Raw genomic sequence first — 18,835 nt, 5'->3', positions numbered from 1 at the left:
ATGTGAAACGCAGAAATAAGTTCAGTATAGCGGAATCGTTTTAAAAGTAATTTCTATCAAATGATAGTCGATATTGATGGGATGGGTTATATTAAATTACTTTTGCTATCTTTTCTACGCTAAAGTTTATTATGAAGAATAAAATTGTTCGCATTAAAGACATTGCCGAAAAAGCGAAGGTTTCGACAGGTACGGTTGACAGAGTACTGCATAAACGCGGGCGGGTGTCAAAAAAGGTAGAAGAGAAAGTGCTCAAAATTATTGAAGAGATGGATTACGAGCCCAATCTTATGGCAAGGGCTTTGGGATCAAATAAAATATACCAAATAGCGGCCTTGATACCTGATCATGAAATTGATTCCTATTGGTATGCGCCTAAGGCCGGTATTGAAAAGGCAGAGAAAGACTTAAAGCAATATGGCATTATTGTACAACAATATGTCTTTGATCCATATGATGTAGATTCATTTATAAGCAAGGCCAGTAAATTAACCAATGATAAGCCGGACGGCATAATTTTATCGCCTATATTTTACAGGGAAACCCTACCTTTTTTCGAGAAATGGAAGGCTGCTGAAATTCCATTTGTGTTGTTTAATACACAAATTGCTGAATGTGAGCCCTTAAGTTATATCGGCCAGGATTCATATCAGAGTGGTTTTTTGGCTGGTAAGCTTATTCATTATGGACAACCCGATTCCTGCTCTGTTTTAATTGCGCACATTGATGAAGAGACGAGCAACGCCGCTCACCTTTTAAAAAAGGAGCAGGGATTTCGCAATTATTTTTCTCAAAATAACCTGGATCATCAGTACAAAATTCTGAGGATTGAGTTAAACAGGTCAAATGCCGCAGTTTTTATGAAACAACTGGGGGATGTTATTGACAGCACCCCTGATTTAGGCAGTATTTTCGTGACAACATCTAAAGCTCATGAAATTGCGAAGTACCTGGAACAGCGCTATATAAAACATATTAAAATAATAGGATATGATTTATTGCCTCCTAATCTGCATTTTCTGAACAAAGGGACAATCAGTTTCCTGATTAATCAAAACCCTAAGGGACAAGGTTATTGGGGTATCTATCAATTAACCGACAGCCTGGTGTTCAAAAAAGAAGTGCCAATTATTAAGTATCTTCCGCTTGATATCGTTACAAAAGAAAATGTGAACTATTATGTTGATGATGAGGATGTCGTTTATTTAGATATTTGATCTCTCCTTAGCTAATTATACTTCATTCACAGGTCTGTATCCGCCATTGTTCGGTTATCCGGTTCAACCCCTGGTCAAATCCTTTTCTGCCAAAGCCCAATTTTTATGGGTTAAAGAAAAACGGTACAATAAATTACTTGATCTCTCACAAAGGCGCTATGCTTTTAAGTTTCCCATTTGCGGCTTAGTGTCCTTGTCCTCAAAAAAAATAGTAACAAAAAATTAACAAAATGTGTGCGAACACACTAATATAATTATATTTGTATCAAGGTGTTTATGTTAATTTAATGTGTTCGTAAACATTTTCCTGATCGCAACGTATAAACGAAAAATAAATGTCATATAATATCTCTGAAATAGTATCTAATTTTTGCATTGAAGGAAATGTCGCAGCTATTATTCCGTATGGGTCCGGGCACATAAACGATACATTTCATTTGAAAAATACAAACCCGGGTTTGCCAGGGTATTTGCTTCAGCGAATCAATCATCATGTGTTTGAAAACGTTCCGGCTTTGATGAAAAATGTACAATTAGTAACAGATCATTTAAAAGAAAAATTGACCGGCATTCCGGGTTCAAGCCCCGACAAAGAAGTACTGACAATAGTTTCGGCTAAAGACAAACAGTGTTTTTTTTGTGATGAAACAGGTAATTACTGGAGAATGTATTGTTTTTTGAAAGATACCAAAAGTTATGACATGGTATTAACCGAACAGCAAGCTTATGAAGGCGGAAAAGCATTTGGAAAATTCCAGTTACTGTTGTCAGATCTTGATAGCGGATTACTTTACGAAACCATACCAGGCTTTCATAACATCACCATGCGGCTTGATCGTTTAAACAAAGCGGTATTGGCTGATCCGAAAAACCGGATTAAGGATGTTTTGACTGAGTTGTCGTTTATAATTGAAAGAGCAGATCAGATGGCTACTATCATGAATTTGGGAAAGGAAGGGAAATTGCCGCTGCGCATTATTCATAACGATACCAAATTCAATAACATATTGCTTGATATAAATGATCATGAACAATGTGTAATTGACCTGGATACAGTTATGCCAGGCTATGTGGCATATGATTTTGGCGATGCCATCCGCACTATCATCAATACCGCGCCCGAGGATGAGCAGGATGTTACTAAAATAGAGCTAAACATCCCCTTATTTAAAGCTTATGCAGCGGGGTATTTTGAATACGCCGGTAGCTTTTTGTCAGATACAGAAGTTAAATCGCTTTCGATGGGAGTTTTATTAATACCCTATATGCAGGGTGTGCGTTTCCTGACGGATTATATAGAAGGGGATGTTTATTACAAGATCCACTCTCCCGAACATAATTTACAGCGAGCCAGGGCGCAGTTCGAGCTGCTTAGTAAGCTTGAGAAAAATTACGACGTTTTTGATCAGATAATTCATAACACAGCAAAAAAGTACATACAGATAACAACCGAAATTAAATAATGGAACTTACAGTAGCATTTTTAGAAGATGTGGACAAAAGCAGCCCTATTGAACACATGTCTGTTTTGTTAGACGAGCAGGAGAAGCACCTTGTTGGAATTGTACCATGGCCCGATTATAATTACAAACCCGATGTTCATTTTGCAATAGCTTACAGTACCGATTGTTTTATGTTGAAATATTACGTAAAAGAAAAAGCGATAAAAGCTTCCTGTTACAAACCTAATGAACCTGTTCACCAGGATAGCTGTGTGGAATTTTTCATTGGTTTTGGTACCGAGCTGGAGTATTACAATTTTGGGTTTAACTGTATCGGCACTTGTTCGCTTGGGTTCGGAAGGGGCAGGGAAAATCGCGAGTTATCACCTGAAAAGCTAATACGGCTTATAAAGTCTCAGGTGCGGTTAACACAGCAAACAAATATTGGGCATGGCGATATTAGCTGGGAGCTTACCCTGATGTTACCGTTGGATGTGTTTTATCATCATTCATTTACATCATTAAAAGGACAACAATGCCATGCTAATTTTTATAAATGTGGAGATGAACTACCTGAGCCACACTTTTTAACGTGGCATAATATTGAATGCGACGACCCCGATTTTCACCACCCGGAGTTTTTTGGGGAAATAAAGCTTGAAGCTTAACATAGCCATGCGGCATTTATATGTGTTTGAAGTTATTTGCAAGGTAATAGCACAGAGTTTTTTGTTTTTATTATTGATAATGTAGATCCCGGAAAAACGACGATTTTATGAGAATGAAACTTATATTAATAATGGTATTATATAGTTCAGTGGCTTTGGCACAGGTTAAAGTTGATGGAACTTACCAGGAGCTTCCGGATCCCAAACCTGTAAAACGGGCAGGCTGGAGTGCGCTGAAACCCGGGGTTTATGTAAGTTTTGCTACCGCCGATATACGTTATGATAAACATAATGCTCCTGCCATATCTCCTTTGCAGGCTCAATGGAAAACCAAAGCGTGGAAAGGAGAAAAAGTGCATACTCAATTCCTGATATGGACAACCCGGAACCTGAAACAACTAAGCTTTATATGGAGTAAACTTAAAGATGGTAAAGGGCATGAAATCCCCGAAAAAAATATAAACGTGAGTTTTGTACGTTATGTGATGGCCGATGGGTTAAACAAAGAAGGCGGTGGCTGTGGTATATTGCCCGGCCATGATTCCAGCCTTGTTGAGGATGTTATTGACCCTGTAAAAATGCTTCCGGCGGGTAAAAATACAACTCGGCCGGTTTGGTTAAGTGTGAGTGTACCGGCTACTGCTGTTGAAGGCCTTTACAGAGGGAATGTGAAGGTAATTGAAGGGAAAAATGCACCGCCTTTAATTTTACATTATGCTATACAAGTGCTTAATCATACCTTGCCTGCACCGGAGCACTGGAAATTTCACCTTGACTTGTGGCAAAATCCCTATTCGGTGGCCCGGGTGTATGGTGTAAAGCCATGGTCAAAGCAACATTTTTATGTAATGCGCCCTTACATGAAAATGCTGGCAAATACCGGGCAGAAAGTAATTACAACTACACTTATTCATGATCCGTGGAATAGCCAAACCTATGATATTTACGGATCGATGATAAAATGGACAAAAAATAAGAATGGCTCATGGAGATATGATTATTCAATATTTGATAAGTGGGTGTCTTTTATGATGTCATTGGGGATTAATAAGTTAATCAACTGCTATAGTATGATTCCCTGGAATCTAAAGTTTTACTACTATGACGAAGCCCTGAGAAAAGAAACGATGATCGTGGCTAAACCCGGCTCGGCAGAATACGAGGCACATTGGCGCCCAATGCTGATGGATTTTGCCCGCCATCTTAAAGAAAAAGGATGGTTTAATAAAACCACTATAGCTATGGACGAAAGATCCATGGTCGATATGCAAAAAGCTATTGCGTTAATAAAAAGCGCTGATAAAAATTTTAAGATTTCGTTAGCAGGCAATTATCATCCGGAAATTGAAAGAGATTTGTTTGATTATAGTGTGGCGTCAAATCAGTTAATGGATGAGGCAACAATTCGTTTGCGCAGGGAATCGGGTCTAAATACCACCTATTATACCTGCTGCACAGAAGGATATCCCAATACATTCAGTTTTTCGGCCCCGGCCGAGTCGGTTTGGCTGGCATGGCATGCCGCTTACAAAGGATATGACGGGTATTTGAGATGGGCTTACAATTGCTGGACCAAAGATCCTTTACGTGATACACGATTTGGGGCATGGTCATCGGGCGATGCTTACCTCGTTTATCCCGGTCCACGGTCCTCTGTTCGCCTGGAACGATTGATCGAGGGCATCCAGGATTTTGAAAAAATTAATATTTTAAAGGAAGGGTTTATAAAAAATAACCAGCAGGATAAATTACTTCAGCTAAAAAATATATTGGAAGGTTTTGACATAGGCGAGTTGAAAAATAAGACTGCCGCCGAAACACTTCAGGCTGCGCAGGAACGACTGAATAGCTTATAAATCACAAAAAAAACGTTTTAATTATTTATATTTATTGTTTGCCCGCTTTCATTTTCAGTTTTTTTTTGACTTTATTTATAACTTCTGATTATTTTGAAAAGCTTAACATAAATGGCTTACACCAAGCCCCTAAGGAATAGCTTTTTTAATTTTAAAAAGTTAAAACCAATAATCGATAATAAATACATTCTTTGGATGATGCCAATTATAAATTTTATAATGCAGAATGAATAGCCTGGAAGTTCAGCTGATGACGGATGAGGATCTTATAGCATTGATCAGGGAAAATGACCTTGGGGCGTTTGAACGTATTTATAATAAATATTGGTCAAAGCTTTATCTTTCAGCATATAACATCATCAGAGATCGCCAGGTAGCTGAAGATGTAACCCAGGAAGTACTGGTAAACCTGTGGATGAAACGGGCCAATCTTAAACTCACCTCTTTAAATGCTTATTTATATACATCTGTTCGTTACCAGGTGTTTAACGTTATCCGTTCGGGTAAAGTAAGAGCCGATCTTTTTAACAGGCTGGAGGAGCTTTTTAGCAATAACGGCGGCGAGGAGCTCCTGTCTGAAAAAGAAATTAACCGTTTGCTGGAACAAGGTGTTGCTGGGTTACCTGAAAAGTGCCGCCAGATTTTTATTATGAGCCGCAAAGAACACTTATCAACCAAAGAAATTGCCGAACGGCTGGGTATCGCGCCAAAAACAGTCGAAAACCAACTGACTGTAGCCCTGAACCGCTTGCGCAAAACGCTGGGCGATTTTGTTTGCATAGCCGCCATTATGTTATGCGGGCGTTGGTTTTAAGTTTTTTTACCTGTATCTGCTTGCATTTATCCCTTCCTTAGATATTATTACGGGTTTTACTCTCCAAAATTTCATGATTCCTTAATGCTGTAGAAATATTTTATTATTCTTTGGGGGTATGGCCTGTTCAGGGTTACTTACATACAATAACTACCCAAATGGAAAAAGAAACACTGATAAACTTAATAAACAAATACTTATCAAACGAGGCTACTCCCGAAGAAGAGGCCCGGTTGCTAAGCTATTATGATACACTCCAAAAAAACAAGCTGCAATGGGATGAACTTGAAATGGGCAATGAAAATGTAACAAAGAGCGAGTTGTACAGCAAGATACTATCGGAGATAAAAAAACGTGAATCTGCACCTAAAAAAATGATTTTTCTGAGGAGGTGGTTTGTGGCGGCCTCTATCACAACATTGCTGATTGCGTCGGCTTCTTTGGTTTTTTATATGAAGTATAACAGCTCATATTTCATCGCAAAAAATAGCACACATCCTGTAAACAAGCACAGTATTGCCCCAGGAGGAAATAAAGCATTGCTAACTTTAGCCGATGGTTCAAAAATTACCCTGGATGATGCCGCATCCGGCGAACTGGCCAAACAATCGGGTACAAAAGTATCTAAGGCGGCAAATGGTCAGTTGGTTTACACAGTTGAAAACTCTGCATCTCATGCCACTGCTCCGGGTTTGCCTGAATACAATGTTATTGAAACCCCAAAGGGAGGGCAATACCAGGTTAATTTAGCCGATGGCACTAAGGTTTGGTTAAATGCCGGATCTTCACTCAAATATCCTACAAATTTTGATGGTGCAGTACGCAAGGTTGAATTAGCAGGAGAAGCTTACTTCGAAGTTGCTAAAAATGCACATAAACCATTTAAGGTTATCAGTAACCACCAGATGGTGGAGGTTTTGGGTACACACTTCAATATCAGCTCTTATACGGACGAAACTTCGGTTAAAACTACTTTATTAGAAGGCTCCGTTAAGGTATCAGCCATCAAAGCCAATCAATCCAGATTGCTGAAACCAGGTCAGCAATCTGATATCAATTACGCAAATAATTCAATTTCGGTACAACCGGTTAACACCGAAGAGGTTGTGGCCTGGAAAAATGGTTATTTCCTTTTTACCGACGAAGATTTGAAAAGCATTATGAGCAAGTTTGCCCGCTGGTATAATGTTGAGGTAGAATACCAGGGCAATGTGGATAATTTAAGATTTGGGGGGATGGTGTCGCGTTCAAAAGACCTGGCGCAGGCATTGAAGATAATTGAACAGACAGGGAACGTAAAAACCAGGATCGAAGGAAGGAGGGTTATCATTATGCCGTGATCATTACCCAGCATAAGGTAGCCTAAAAAGGAAAGCCGGAAGTGGTGGAACACTTCCGGCCGGAAAGTTAGGGCTTTGCCATGAAATTAAATTCGTAGTCCAATTACAGATTAAACCCAAAACAAGTTCAAATGTATGAAATGTTATGAAATAAGTTTATACACAATCCCCCGTATAAAAAATAAAGCACTGTTGATCATGAAATTATCGATCATATTGTTACTGGCAACAATACTTCAGGTAAGTGCTAAAAGCTATGCACAAAAAATTACATTGTCAGAGAAAAATGCTCCGTTAGAAAAAGTGCTTAAAGAAATAAGAGAGCAAAGCGGGTACGATTTTTTTTATAACTCAAAGCTGATTAAAGACGCTAATCCGGTTAGTATCAATGTACGGAATACAGAATTGGAAGAAGTATTGAAACTGGCACTTTCGGATCAGCCGTTTATCTATAGCATAGAAGAGAAAACAATAATTATAAAACCTAAGCCTGCGCCTGTTAAGCCCTCCGTTCAGGCTGTACCTACTATCAAAGTGTCAGGTGTTGTTACTGATTCAAAGGGTGTTACTTTACCCGGCGCGAGTGTACGTATCAAAGGGACTGATAAGGGGGTAATAACTGATAGCGAGGGGCGGTTTACCATTGAAGCTAATGATAACAGCACCCTTGTTATTTCATTTGCCGGTTTCATTGCCAAAGAAGTTACGGTTACCGGAGCAACATCTTTCCTGACCGTTCAGTTACTTGATGATACCAAAGGTATAAATGAAGTAGTGGTAGTAGGCTACGGTAAACAAAAGAAGCTGACCATAACCGGGGCCGTTACCACGGTGAATGTTGCTGATATAACAACTCCAAACCGCTCCCTATCTAATGCCCTGGCAGGTAAGGTAGCCGGGGTTATATCGATGCAAAGAAGCGGGGAGCCGGGTTATGATAACGCATCATTTACCATCAGGGGCATTGGCACTTTTACAGGTAACTCAAACCCGCTTATTATTATAGACGGCGTGCAGCGGGATGACGTGAACAGTACTTATGGCGGAGCTTATAACAACATTGATCCGGAGGATATTCAAAGCATTTCCCTGTTAAAAGATGCATCGTCAACCGCTGTATATGGGGCCAAAGGCGCCAACGGGGTTTTGATCATTACCACCAAAAAAGGTGTTGCAGGTAAACCTAAAATTTCCTTTAAAACAGAAACATCCATGTCGGGCCTTACCCGGACCCCTAAAATGCTGGATGCCGTTTCATGGATGAGGTTACATAACGAAGCAACTACAAATGATGGTAACCCTCCTGCATATTCTGAAGAAACTATCCAGAAAACGGCAAGCGGGTTAGACCCATACCTTTATCCCAATGTAAATTGGATAAAGTCTGTATATAAGAATTGGGCCCCCGGCTATAATACCAACTTAAATGTAACCGGCGGTGCTTCGTCGGTAAGGTATTATGTTTCCGCTTCTTTTTATGACCAGGATGGAAGTTATAAAGTAACCAAACAAAATGGCTATAATCCCAACCTTAACTTTAAGCGTTATGACTTCAGGTCAAACCTTGATATTGATATCAGCAAAACCACTTTATTGACCATGAACCTGGATGCGATGCTGGTGAGCAGCCGTTATCCCGGCATCTCAGCAGGAAACATCTGGTATGAATCATATTTAACCCCACCTAACGCGTTCCCGATAAGATACCCCGATGGCAAATGGGCCGGTCCGTATAACAATGGCGGGTCTAACCCGGTAAACGATATCCAAAACTCAGGTTATAACACCGAGTTTCGCCCTACCATCCAGTCTGTTTTTTCCATTAACCAGAAACTGGATGCAATTACCAGCGGCTTGAGCGCCATGGCCAGGTTCTCGTTCGATTCGTACAGCGAAAATGACAATGGCAGAACAGGTACCAATGATCTTTACTTAGCTACATCAAGAGATCCGCAGGGTAACCTGGTGTTAGGTCAATCGAGGTACGGAAACCAGTTTTTGGGTTATACGCAGTATTCATCTGCCGAAAAAACCATGTACCTGGAAACCAATATTAATTATGATCAGTCCTTCGGCAAGCACCATGTGGGCGGATTGCTTCTATACAATATGCGATCGAGGGTCCAGAGCACCGCGGGTAGTGTTATTACCTCTATTCCTTATAACAATCAGAGTTTGGCTGGCAGGGCAACATATACTTACGCCGATAAATACCTGCTTGAATTTGATGCCGGCTATACCGGTTCAGAAAACTTTGAACCGGGCAAAAAGTTTGGCTTTTTCCCGGCTGTCTCTGCGGGTTGGGTAATTTCAAGGGAGCCTTTTTTCAAAGATTTTTCAAAAACGTTTAACCTGCTTAAAATAAGGGGTTCACATGGTCTCGTAGGTAATGATCAAATAGGATCTGATTACCGTATCACCAGGTTTCCTTATATCAATCAATATGGCGGTGGCGGATCCGTGGGTTTAGGCCTTAACGGAACAATATATGGTGGTACTACCGAGACTGTTATAGGGGTGGAGAACCTGACATGGGAAAAAGCCAGGAAAGATAATATTGGACTGGAGATAGGGCTGTTTAATAAACTGAATATCACTATTGATGCCTATAAAGAGAGGCGGACAAATATTTTAGTTCAACGCAGTTCTTTATCAGGGATACTGGGTGTAAGCGGGGCTGTATTTGCCAACTTAGGTGAAATGAATAACCATGGTATTGAGGGTAACATTGAATATAATGATAATATAGGTAAGGTAGGCTTGCGCCTTTATGGCAATTTTACTTATAACAATAATAAAATTGTACAGAAAGATGAGCCTAAACAATTATACGCCTATCAGCAGGCTACCGGTCGCAAATATGGCGATAACCTGATGTACGTTGCCGAAGGGTTATTTACCTCGCAGGAAGACGTTGATAAAAGCCCAACTCAATTTGGCGCTGTGTTGAGGCCCGGCGATATCAAGTATAAAGATGTAAATGGCGATGGCGTGATTAACAGTTATGACAAGGTTTATACCGGTAAATCCGACATCCCTACCATATTGTATGGCGCTGGGTTTACGGTTGGTTATAAAAAGTTCGATCTTTCTCTTTTCTTCCAGGGAACCGGTAATGTAATTATTATGGCAAACGGTTCTTCTATAACCGGTGCAGGTGCAGGCGGGGCAGGTATTGTACCGTTTACAGGTATGGGCACTTATCCGTCGGGTATGCTTGCAAGCCTTGAGAACAGGTGGACAGTTGATAACCCAAGTCAGAATGTATACTATCCGCGTTTAGGCATTGCTAATCAAAACAGCAATAATTATCAGCCGAGCACATGGTGGTCAAAAGATGCGAGTTTTGTCCGTTTAAAACAGGCCACATTAGGTTATACTTATAAGCCCTCCTTTCTTACCCGGGCGGGTATTAACTCAGTCTACCTTTATTTAACGGGGCAAAACCTGCTAACATTCTCCAAATTCAAGCTTTGGGACCCTGAACTTGGCTCTAACGGGGCAGGCTATCCACCGGTACGAATACTTGCCTTAGGATTAAGGGTAGCGTTATAGAGATCGTGAATTTAAATCAGTTTCAAAAGAATTTAAAGTGTGCCAAATGAAAAAAAACATACTAATAATGGTAGTTGGGATCTGCTTCCTGGGTGCCTGTTTATCGTCCTGTAATTACCTTAATAAAAAACCCGATAACCTGTTAACATCAGATCTGATCTGGAGCACCAGGGCTAATGCCGAATCGTACCTGTATAACATTTACGGCTACATTGTACAAACCGATGGGGGAGATTACAGCGCGATGGGCGCCAGTGACGAGTCGTCGGTATCCATTCCCGGCACCAATGTAAGGCAAATGGTTGTTGGCAACTGGAGCCCTGTAAATGCTTATTTTGATTATTGGGACAGGTATTACACTGGTATCCGGTCGTCTTTCATTTTTGAAGCCAATATTGATAAGGTTCCTGCTACCCAACTAAGTATCAGCCTAAAAAATCAATATAAAGCCGAAGCAAGGTTTTTGCGCGGATGGTTTTACTGGCAGTTAATGAAGCAATATGGCCCTGTTGTAAAAGTAACGGAAACGTTAAGCTTAAATGATGACTTCAATAAGTACCCGAGAGCGTCTTTTGACGAATGTAAGGATTACGTTAACCAACTGATGGATCAGGCCGCTTCGGGTTTACCGGCGCAATGGCCTTCAACCAGCAATTACGGTCGGCCAACAAAAGGTGCCTGCCTTGCTGTAAAAGCTCAGCTGGCCTTATTGTCGGCAAGCCCATTATGGAATGGTAATCCATCGTTTGCTTCTTTTAAAAACCAGGATGGCACCCCGCTGGCACCCACAGTATTTGATGCCGGTAAATGGAAAATAGCTGCCGATGCAGCCAAGGCTGTAATTGATCTTGGTTCGTACAAGTTATTTACAAATCTGGATAACGGCGGAACCCAGTTTGATCCTTATCTGTCTGTCAGGGACCTTTTCTTAACAAACTGGAACAGTGAGATCATATTTTCAAGAAACTCCTGGAATTATTGGGGGTATACCAAATGTGTATCGCCGGGACCGGGAGGATATAGCATGTACAATGCCACCCAAAATGTTGTGGACGCGTTTTATATGAATAACGGCCGCACCATTGATGATCCGCTCTCGGGATATACAGCCACAAGTTTTGCTCAAAGTAATGGCTCAAAATATTGGGAGCACAGCAAAGGGCAATGGAACATGTATGCCAATCGCGAACCGCGGTTTTATGCCTATATCCAGTATAATGGCCGGCCGGTATTGCCTGCGCCAACTGTTGATGATAAAAACTATTATTCATCTGCAGCGAATGTTGACGGCACTGGCCGGGTTGAATTTTATTATAACGGTAAAGCCGGCGCAAAAGCCAGCGGCGCAAGTAATAATATTACCGGATATGATGTATTGAAAAATGTAAGCCCTGCCGATAATATAAGGATGGATGCCACCAACTACAGGCCGTTCATATTGATCAGGTACGCCGAGATATTGCTGGATTATGTAGAAGCCCTGAATGAATATGATCCCTCGAACCCTAATATCGTGCTTTATCTTGATCAGATCAGGACCAGGGCCGGCTTGCCTGGTATAGAGACCGTTTATCCGGGAGCTGTTGGAAACAAGGACTTAATGCGGAAATATATTTTAAGGGAACGCCAGGTAGAGCTTTGTTTTGAAAGCGACAGATACTTTACCCTTGTAAGAAGGCTGTTACTGGGTGCCGATGAAAATCAGACTATTTATGGCCTTAATGTCAATACTGACGATCAGGGCCTGGGATTTGCATTTACCGGGCTTTACAACAAAACGCTTTTTCAAAAAAGGGTATGGAACAATAAAATGTACCTGTTTCCAATATCCCAGTACCAATTGGACCGCGATAGGGCATTGGTACAAAACCCGGGTTGGTAATGCCGGCTCTTATTTACCCAACAGGGTGTAAAAGGTCTGGAAATAAATAATTAAACCGTATTATTCAAATGAAAACATTCATAAATATATTGGCAAAAGGCATCAATCAATACCTGCTTGCCGGGGCGCTTTTTATAATGATAGCTTTTGTAAGCTGTAAAAAAGAAAAAGTGCCTGCACACGATCCTGCATCACCTATCAGTATCAGTACATTTATCCCGGCACAGGGTGGCGGTGGTACCGAAGTATTGATCTCCGGTACTAACTTTTCAACAGATACCTCGCAAATTTCGGTTACCCTGAATGGGTTTAAACTGAAGGTCATTGGTGCCAACACCAAACAAATGATGGTAGTGGTGCCTAAGAAAGCAGGTTCCGGGCCTATTGTTGTAACTATTGGAAAAGGAACCGCAACAAGCACCGATAATTTTACATATCAATATACCAGGACTGTCACCACGCTGGCAGGATCAGGTAAAGCCGGCTTTGCAAACGGTAAAGGAACAGATGCTATGTTTGATTTTAGCGGGCAAAGCTGGTACCGAAGCTGCGGAGTAACCGTTGATGATAACCTGAATATTTATGTTGCCGATCCCGGAAATCATTGCATCAGGAAAATTGACACCGCGGGCAACGTATCTACACTCGCCGGTAATCCCCAGGTTTCGGGCTATGCTGATGGTAAGGGGAGCGCGGCAAATTTCTCCATACCTTATGATGTTGCCGTTGATGCCCAGGGAAATGTATATTCCGTTGATCCGGGAAATTATGACATCCGTAAAATAAGCCCCGATGGTACTGCAACCACCTGGGCCTGGGGAAATCAATCGCCATGGAGTGTTGCTGTCGACAAAACAACGGGTTTTGTTTATTACTCCAGTTGCTCCAGCCCCGGAAACATCTACCAGGTATCAGCTCAGTGGACTACCAAACAGGTTATATCCGGCCTTAATTATCCTGCAGGAATCAAATTTGACAAAGCCGGTAACTTATATGTATCAGTTAACGGAGACCAGGTTATCAGGAAGTTCAGCGCCGGCAACTGGAATGGTAGCATAGTGGCGGGGCAACTTGGCGTTTCGGGTTATTTAAACGGAACCGCTACAACCGCAAAATTTGCTTATCCATGGGGCATTGCCGTTGATAACAGCAGTAATATTTATGTAGCAGGCAATGGAACATGGGATGGTGGAAGCTATAACCCCGATCAAAGTATCCGCTTTATACAGGCCAATACTTTTGATGTAAGCACCTTTGCCGGCAGCGGTACAGCAGGTTATGCTGACGCGATAGGAGGATCTGCGCTTTTCAGCGGGCCAACCGGTGTTGCTGTTGATAAGAATGGAACCGTGTATGTTTTGGATAAAAACAACAATCGGATAAGAAAAATAGTTTCGGAATAATAACGATCCTTTTTAAAAATACTATCACAGTTTATTTTTCAACCCAGGCATATCCTTGTTGCCCGGGATAAATATGAGTAGTAGTTAATAATTGTTTGGGTTTATTTAAGGGTACTCCGTAGCAGAAACGTGTTTCTGCTACGGGCAGGTACTGCGCGCGGTTTTAAGTGCGAATAAACTTAATGCATGTCAAACAATTGCTACGCCAATTTTTCTTAGAATAAATTTAATGAAACATTATATAAATATCTTTTTAATACATGTTTTTGCCATTCAGGCAATGGCTTGCAGCAAAAAAACGGTAGGTAATGACGTAATAGTCTCAACCGGTAATACACATATCTACTATGTATCAGTTAACGGCTCTGATGCAAATTCGGGCAAAATCAATGCCCCTTTCCAGTCTATCAATGCCGCCTTAGATCATGCCTTGCCCGGTGATACCGTTATGGTTAGAGGCGGCAGCTATTATGATAAGGTGGTGTTTCCTAAATCGGGGGCAATGGATAAGTTGATCACATTGAAGGCTTACCCCGGCGAAAGGCCGGTGATAGACGGTAGTAAAATAATTGTTTCGGGCTGGGTGCCGCTGGTTACACTGAGCAATGTAAGATATATAACATTGGATGGCTTTGATATCTGCAATCTCACGAGCTCAACTTTTAATACCGATCCTGAAGGGATCGCCATCAATGGCAATTCGCACGATATCACTATCAAAAACTGCAACATTTATAACATAAAGAACAACGCATCCCTGAACGACTGGCGAAGCGGACACGCTATACTGGCAATTGGTAACGGAACTACTGCCATTACTAACCTAGTTATTACGCGTTGTACTGTACATGACACGCAGACCGGTACAAGTGAAAATGTAACGCTGGCCGGTAATATTGACGGCTTTGTTTTTAGCCATAATAAAGTATATGATACGGAAAACATCGGGATAATTGTTGCCGGTGGTGATGGTTTAAACCCTAAAGGAGATGTATCTACCAACTATGCCCGCAATGGAGTGATAAGTGATAATATTTTTCACGATAATACCATGACCAGGACCCCGGAAACCTGGAGCCCCGACAGGTACGGTGCTATCTCCATTTATGTTTGCGGCGGTGCTAATACCATTATCGAAAGAAACACAGTATACAACAGCGACCGGGGGATAGGACTGGTAAGTGAAAGCAACGTGTATGCAACCAAAACCACCATCGTGCGAAATAATTTTGTATATAACTGCTATCGCACAGGTATATACATGGGCGATTATCTGAACTACACATCCGGCGGAACTAAAAACTGTTACGTTGTAAATAATACCTTATATCAGAATAACCGTGTGCCGGGCGCTTTTGGCGAAATTGAAGGAGAGATCAGGCTTACGGAGCATTGCGACAATAACGTGATTAAAAATAACATAGTTTATGCAAGGCCCGTTGATGTATTTATTCATAAGTATACCACAACAGGCAGCAATAACATTATCGACAATAATTTATACTATACCACAGGCACTTCCCAATGGATCTGGAACAGCACTAACGGCGCACCATATACCGATTTAAATGCCTGGCGCGCAGCCAGCGGTAACGATGTCAATTCAACAAATGGGCAAGACCCTCTTTTGCTGAACACCTCGTCGCCCGATCTTCATATACAAGCGGCCTCTCCTGCAAAAAATACCGGAAATGTAATTTCTGCCGATATAAATGGCGCCACAGATATTGACGGAAATACCCGCATTGTAAATAATAAGATAAGTAAAGGCGCACAGCAGTAAGATGTTTAATTAAAAAAGTATGCTTATGAAATGTAATGTCTATGTTTTTTTAATGCTTGGTTTTGCTATACAGGCATTTGGTTGCAGTAAAAAGAATGATGCAGGCGGTAATGTTACAACTACCGGAAACGCTCATGTTTATTACGTAGCGGCCAACGGACAGGAGTCAAATAAAGGAACCATCGATGCGCCTTTTCAAACTATTAATAACGCGCTTTCACATACCATTCCCGGCGATACCGTAATGGTAAGGGGTGGAGTATATAGTGAAAAGGTTGTATTTCCCAAATCTGGCGTAATGGATAAGTATATTACGTTGAAAGCTTACCATGGGGAAACACCTATAATTGACGGCAGTGCCTTCAGCGTTAACGGGAGGGAAGCACTGATAACTATTGATAAGGCAAAGTTTATTGTTGTAGATGGCTTCGAAATACGCAACCTCAAAACCGCTACGGGCGACCCTAAAGCCATTATGGTTGAAGGCGGATCTGATTATATTACCATAAAAAACAACACCATATACGGTATTGATTATACTCAGCTACCGCTCAATGGAGGTGGAAATGCTATACTGATCATCGGGAATACTACCGATCCTGTAACTAATGTTACCGTTACCGGGAATACCATTCATGATTGTAAAACCGGGTACGGCGAAAATTTAACCATCAACGGCTATGTTGATGGTTTTACCGTTACCAATAATACGATTTATAATGCTCAAAATATTGGTATAGATGCAGCAGGAGGCTATGCGGCCAATAGCGATCCGGCGCTTAACTATGCCCGTAATGGTGTTATTAGCGGCAATACCCTCTATAACATTGAAAGCAAAAGGGGGCCGCTTGGCGGACATGGCGCCATAGGCATTTATGTAGACGGCGGCAGAAATGTGGTAGTGGAGAAAAACAAAGTATCCGTTACAGACAGGGGGATTGGTGTTGTGAGCGAAACCAATGGCTTCCCTACCGATCATGTTATCATAAGGAATAACCTGGTATTTAACTGTTGGTGCTCCGGGATCTATATGGGTGGGTATCTAAACTACACAGGCGGCGGTACAAGTAACTCGGCTATTGTAAACAATACCTTATATAATAATAACCAGGCATTAGGTGCCTTTGGCGAAATAGAAGGAGAGATAAGTATCAGGGAAGATTGCACCAATAACGTTATAAAAAATAACATTATTTACGGTGGCGCATCAGATATGTTTATTCATAAGTATACCAACCGGGGATCGAGTAATATCATCGATTATAACCTGTATTACACCACAGGCCCCGTGCAGTGGACCTGGAACGGCGTCGCCTATACCGACTATAACTTATGGAAGACAGCCTGCGGCGGGGACGCCAGTTCAACATATGGCGTAGATCCTTTATTTGTCAATACATCCGGCCTTGATTTTCACCTGCAATCATCCTCAGCAGCAAAAAATAGCGGACAAGTAATATCTGATGAAGTTAACGGTGCGGTTGATTTTGATGGTAATACGCGTATTGTAAATAAGCAGATAAGTAAAGGGGCATATCAATAATCAATACCCATTGTTTTTAATCTTGATTACAAAATGGAAAAGATTCCCACAATTAAAGAGATAGCTAAACGCTTAAAAGTAAGTCCTTCAACAGTGTCGCGTGCTCTTCATGGCCATCCCAGCATTGGCCTTGTAACTACCATGCGGGTTAATAAGGTAGCAAGCGAACTAAATTATGAGCGAAATCAAACAGCTGTATTTTTTAAACAGCGAAAAACATTAACTATTGGTGTAATTGTTCCGGATTTTTCTGACGCGTTTTTTTCTTCGGCCCTTAGTGGGATAGAAGATTACGCCAGCAAAAGGAATTATAACGTTTTTATTGGGCAATCGTTAGAAAACCCTGATAAGGAAAAACGCATCCTGGAAACAATGAAAACTCATCGGTTAGATGGCATTATCATTTCGATAAGCAAAAATACCACGAATTATGAAGTGTTTGAACAATTGAAAAAATATAACATTCCTGTCGTGTTTTTTGACCGTATTCCAATTATGGAAGATATTCATTACACGGCTTGTAATCTCCAATCGGGAATGTTACAGGCCATTGATTGTTTAATAGAGAAAGGGCATCGTAGTATTGGGTTAATTAATGGTCCATCGCAACTGGCCGCAAGTAAAGAGCGCCTGGATGCTTACAAGCAGGGGCTTGATAAATATCAGATAGCAGTAAATACGGACCTGATAGTCTCTTCGGATCTTTCGTCGGCGCAAAATACTTATGCCATGCGACGGCTATTATCTTTAGCAAATAAACCCACAGCTATTGTCACTTTTAACGATTATGTGGCACGCGATGCAATTAAGTTGTTGAAGAACTATAATCTGGCTCCCAATCACGATATTAGCTTTGTCAGTTTTGCAAATTCTCCTATTTGGAGTTTTATGGATAATGCCCCAATGGCGTCCATTGAACAATTTCCCCAAAAGCAGGGTGTAAAAGCGGCCGAAATACTTTTTAAAATAATTGATGATCGCATCGATGAAGCATCGTTAACCCCCGTTTTCCACCATGCGGTATTTGATTCCAGTATGGTGTCTCATAGAGGACGTCCCAATGTATAGGATAAGGTTATAAAAGTCCCAAGTTCGATTTGTATAAAGCATTAGCGGGTAATATTTATACAAAAAGGGGTTTACATATTTTTTATAAATTATATTTAATAAGTTGATTGTTAAATATATATGTGGATGTTAGCCCTGAATTGTGTTAACCCTGTTAACCCCTCTTTGTTAATAGAGTAAATCCAACCCAACAGTATATATCGCTTAGTATCTGAAAAATCCAAAAAAAGCGAGGCTCATCATACCGCCTCGTTTTTTTTGGGG

At 41.1% G+C, this 18,835-nt stretch carries 12 protein-coding genes; all 12 read left to right on the top strand.

Features of this window, described 5'->3' with window-relative positions:
* Positions 1 to 131 precede the first annotated feature (131 nt).
* The 12 genes from FHW88_RS20935 to FHW88_RS20880 all read left to right on the top strand — a co-directional run bounded on the left by FHW88_RS20935 (position 132) and on the right by FHW88_RS20880 (position 18,571).
* Positions 132 to 1,217: a LacI family DNA-binding transcriptional regulator gene (locus FHW88_RS20935; RefSeq protein ID WP_176627759.1), complete on the top strand. Its 1,086-nt coding sequence runs from the start codon at positions 132 to 134 to the stop codon at positions 1,215 to 1,217.
* 335 nt (positions 1,218 to 1,552) lie between these two features.
* The gene (locus FHW88_RS20930; protein ID WP_176627758.1) at positions 1,553 to 2,680 is read left to right on the top strand and encodes a phosphotransferase enzyme family protein; all 1,128 of its coding nucleotides are present in this window, start codon (positions 1,553 to 1,555) and stop codon (positions 2,678 to 2,680) included.
* Positions 2,680 to 3,327 (top strand): carbohydrate-binding family 9-like protein, encoded by a 648-nt coding sequence (locus FHW88_RS20925; protein ID WP_176627757.1) that lies wholly within the window; start codon positions 2,680 to 2,682, stop codon positions 3,325 to 3,327. The genes FHW88_RS20930 and FHW88_RS20925 overlap by 1 nt, the downstream gene beginning before the upstream one ends.
* 113 nt (positions 3,328 to 3,440) lie before the next feature.
* A complete protein-coding gene (locus FHW88_RS20920; protein ID WP_218117250.1) occupies positions 3,441 to 5,183 on the top strand; it encodes a DUF4091 domain-containing protein in 1,743 nt (580 codons plus the stop codon).
* 226 nt (positions 5,184 to 5,409) lie between these two features.
* A complete protein-coding gene (locus tag FHW88_RS20915; protein ID WP_176627755.1) occupies positions 5,410 to 5,997 on the top strand; it encodes an RNA polymerase sigma-70 factor in 588 nt (195 codons plus the stop codon).
* 158 nt (positions 5,998 to 6,155) lie between these two features.
* Positions 6,156 to 7,337, top strand: a complete 1,182-nt coding sequence (locus FHW88_RS20910) for a FecR family protein (RefSeq protein WP_176627754.1) — start codon at positions 6,156 to 6,158, stop codon at positions 7,335 to 7,337.
* Between the two features lie 198 nt (positions 7,338 to 7,535).
* A complete protein-coding gene (locus FHW88_RS20905; protein ID WP_218117249.1) occupies positions 7,536 to 10,892 on the top strand; it encodes a TonB-dependent receptor in 3,357 nt (1,118 codons plus the stop codon).
* Positions 10,893 to 10,938: 46 nt separating this feature from the next.
* A complete protein-coding gene (locus FHW88_RS20900; protein ID WP_176627752.1) occupies positions 10,939 to 12,774 on the top strand; it encodes a RagB/SusD family nutrient uptake outer membrane protein in 1,836 nt (611 codons plus the stop codon).
* 68 nt (positions 12,775 to 12,842) lie between these two features.
* Positions 12,843 to 14,177: an IPT/TIG domain-containing protein gene (locus FHW88_RS20895; protein ID WP_218117248.1), complete on the top strand. Its 1,335-nt coding sequence runs from the start codon at positions 12,843 to 12,845 to the stop codon at positions 14,175 to 14,177.
* 229 nt (positions 14,178 to 14,406) lie between these two features.
* Entirely contained in the window at positions 14,407 to 15,960 is a 1,554-nt protein-coding gene (locus FHW88_RS20890) for a right-handed parallel beta-helix repeat-containing protein (protein ID WP_176627751.1), read from the top strand.
* Positions 15,961 to 15,985: 25 nt separating this feature from the next.
* Positions 15,986 to 17,503 (top strand): right-handed parallel beta-helix repeat-containing protein, encoded by a 1,518-nt coding sequence (locus tag FHW88_RS20885; protein WP_176627750.1) that lies wholly within the window; start codon positions 15,986 to 15,988, stop codon positions 17,501 to 17,503.
* A 33-nt stretch (positions 17,504 to 17,536) separates the two neighbouring features.
* On the top strand, positions 17,537 to 18,571 hold the full coding sequence (locus tag FHW88_RS20880; RefSeq protein ID WP_176627749.1) for a LacI family DNA-binding transcriptional regulator: 1,035 nt from the start codon (positions 17,537 to 17,539) through the stop codon (positions 18,569 to 18,571).
* The last annotated feature ends 264 nt before the right edge of the window (positions 18,572 to 18,835 follow it).

It is taken from the genome of Mucilaginibacter sp. SG538B, from assembly GCF_013376065.1.
GTDB lineage: Bacteria > Bacteroidota > Bacteroidia > Sphingobacteriales > Sphingobacteriaceae > Mucilaginibacter > Mucilaginibacter rubeus.
Note: the sequence above shows the minus strand (reverse complement) of the source record. Positions and strands in the feature narration are given on the sequence as shown.

Bases quoted from the DNA above. Each gene is read 5' to 3' on its own strand.
- FHW88_RS20935 (WP_176627759.1), top strand. From the start codon at position 132: ATGAAGAATAAAATTGTTCGCATTAAAGACATTGCCGAAAAAGCGAAG.
- FHW88_RS20930 (WP_176627758.1), top strand. From the start codon at position 1,553: ATGTCATATAATATCTCTGAAATAGTATCTAATTTTTGCATTGAAGGA.
- FHW88_RS20925 (WP_176627757.1), top strand. From the start codon at position 2,680: ATGGAACTTACAGTAGCATTTTTAGAAGATGTGGACAAAAGCAGCCCT.
- FHW88_RS20920 (WP_218117250.1), top strand. From the start codon at position 3,441: ATGAAACTTATATTAATAATGGTATTATATAGTTCAGTGGCTTTGGCA.
- FHW88_RS20915 (WP_176627755.1), top strand. From the start codon at position 5,410: ATGAATAGCCTGGAAGTTCAGCTGATGACGGATGAGGATCTTATAGCA.
- FHW88_RS20910 (WP_176627754.1), top strand. From the start codon at position 6,156: ATGGAAAAAGAAACACTGATAAACTTAATAAACAAATACTTATCAAAC.
- FHW88_RS20905 (WP_218117249.1), top strand. From the start codon at position 7,536: ATGAAATTATCGATCATATTGTTACTGGCAACAATACTTCAGGTAAGT.
- FHW88_RS20900 (WP_176627752.1), top strand. From the start codon at position 10,939: ATGAAAAAAAACATACTAATAATGGTAGTTGGGATCTGCTTCCTGGGT.
- FHW88_RS20895 (WP_218117248.1), top strand. From the start codon at position 12,843: ATGAAAACATTCATAAATATATTGGCAAAAGGCATCAATCAATACCTG.
- FHW88_RS20890 (WP_176627751.1), top strand. From the start codon at position 14,407: ATGAAACATTATATAAATATCTTTTTAATACATGTTTTTGCCATTCAG.
- FHW88_RS20885 (WP_176627750.1), top strand. From the start codon at position 15,986: ATGAAATGTAATGTCTATGTTTTTTTAATGCTTGGTTTTGCTATACAG.
- FHW88_RS20880 (WP_176627749.1), top strand. From the start codon at position 17,537: ATGGAAAAGATTCCCACAATTAAAGAGATAGCTAAACGCTTAAAAGTA.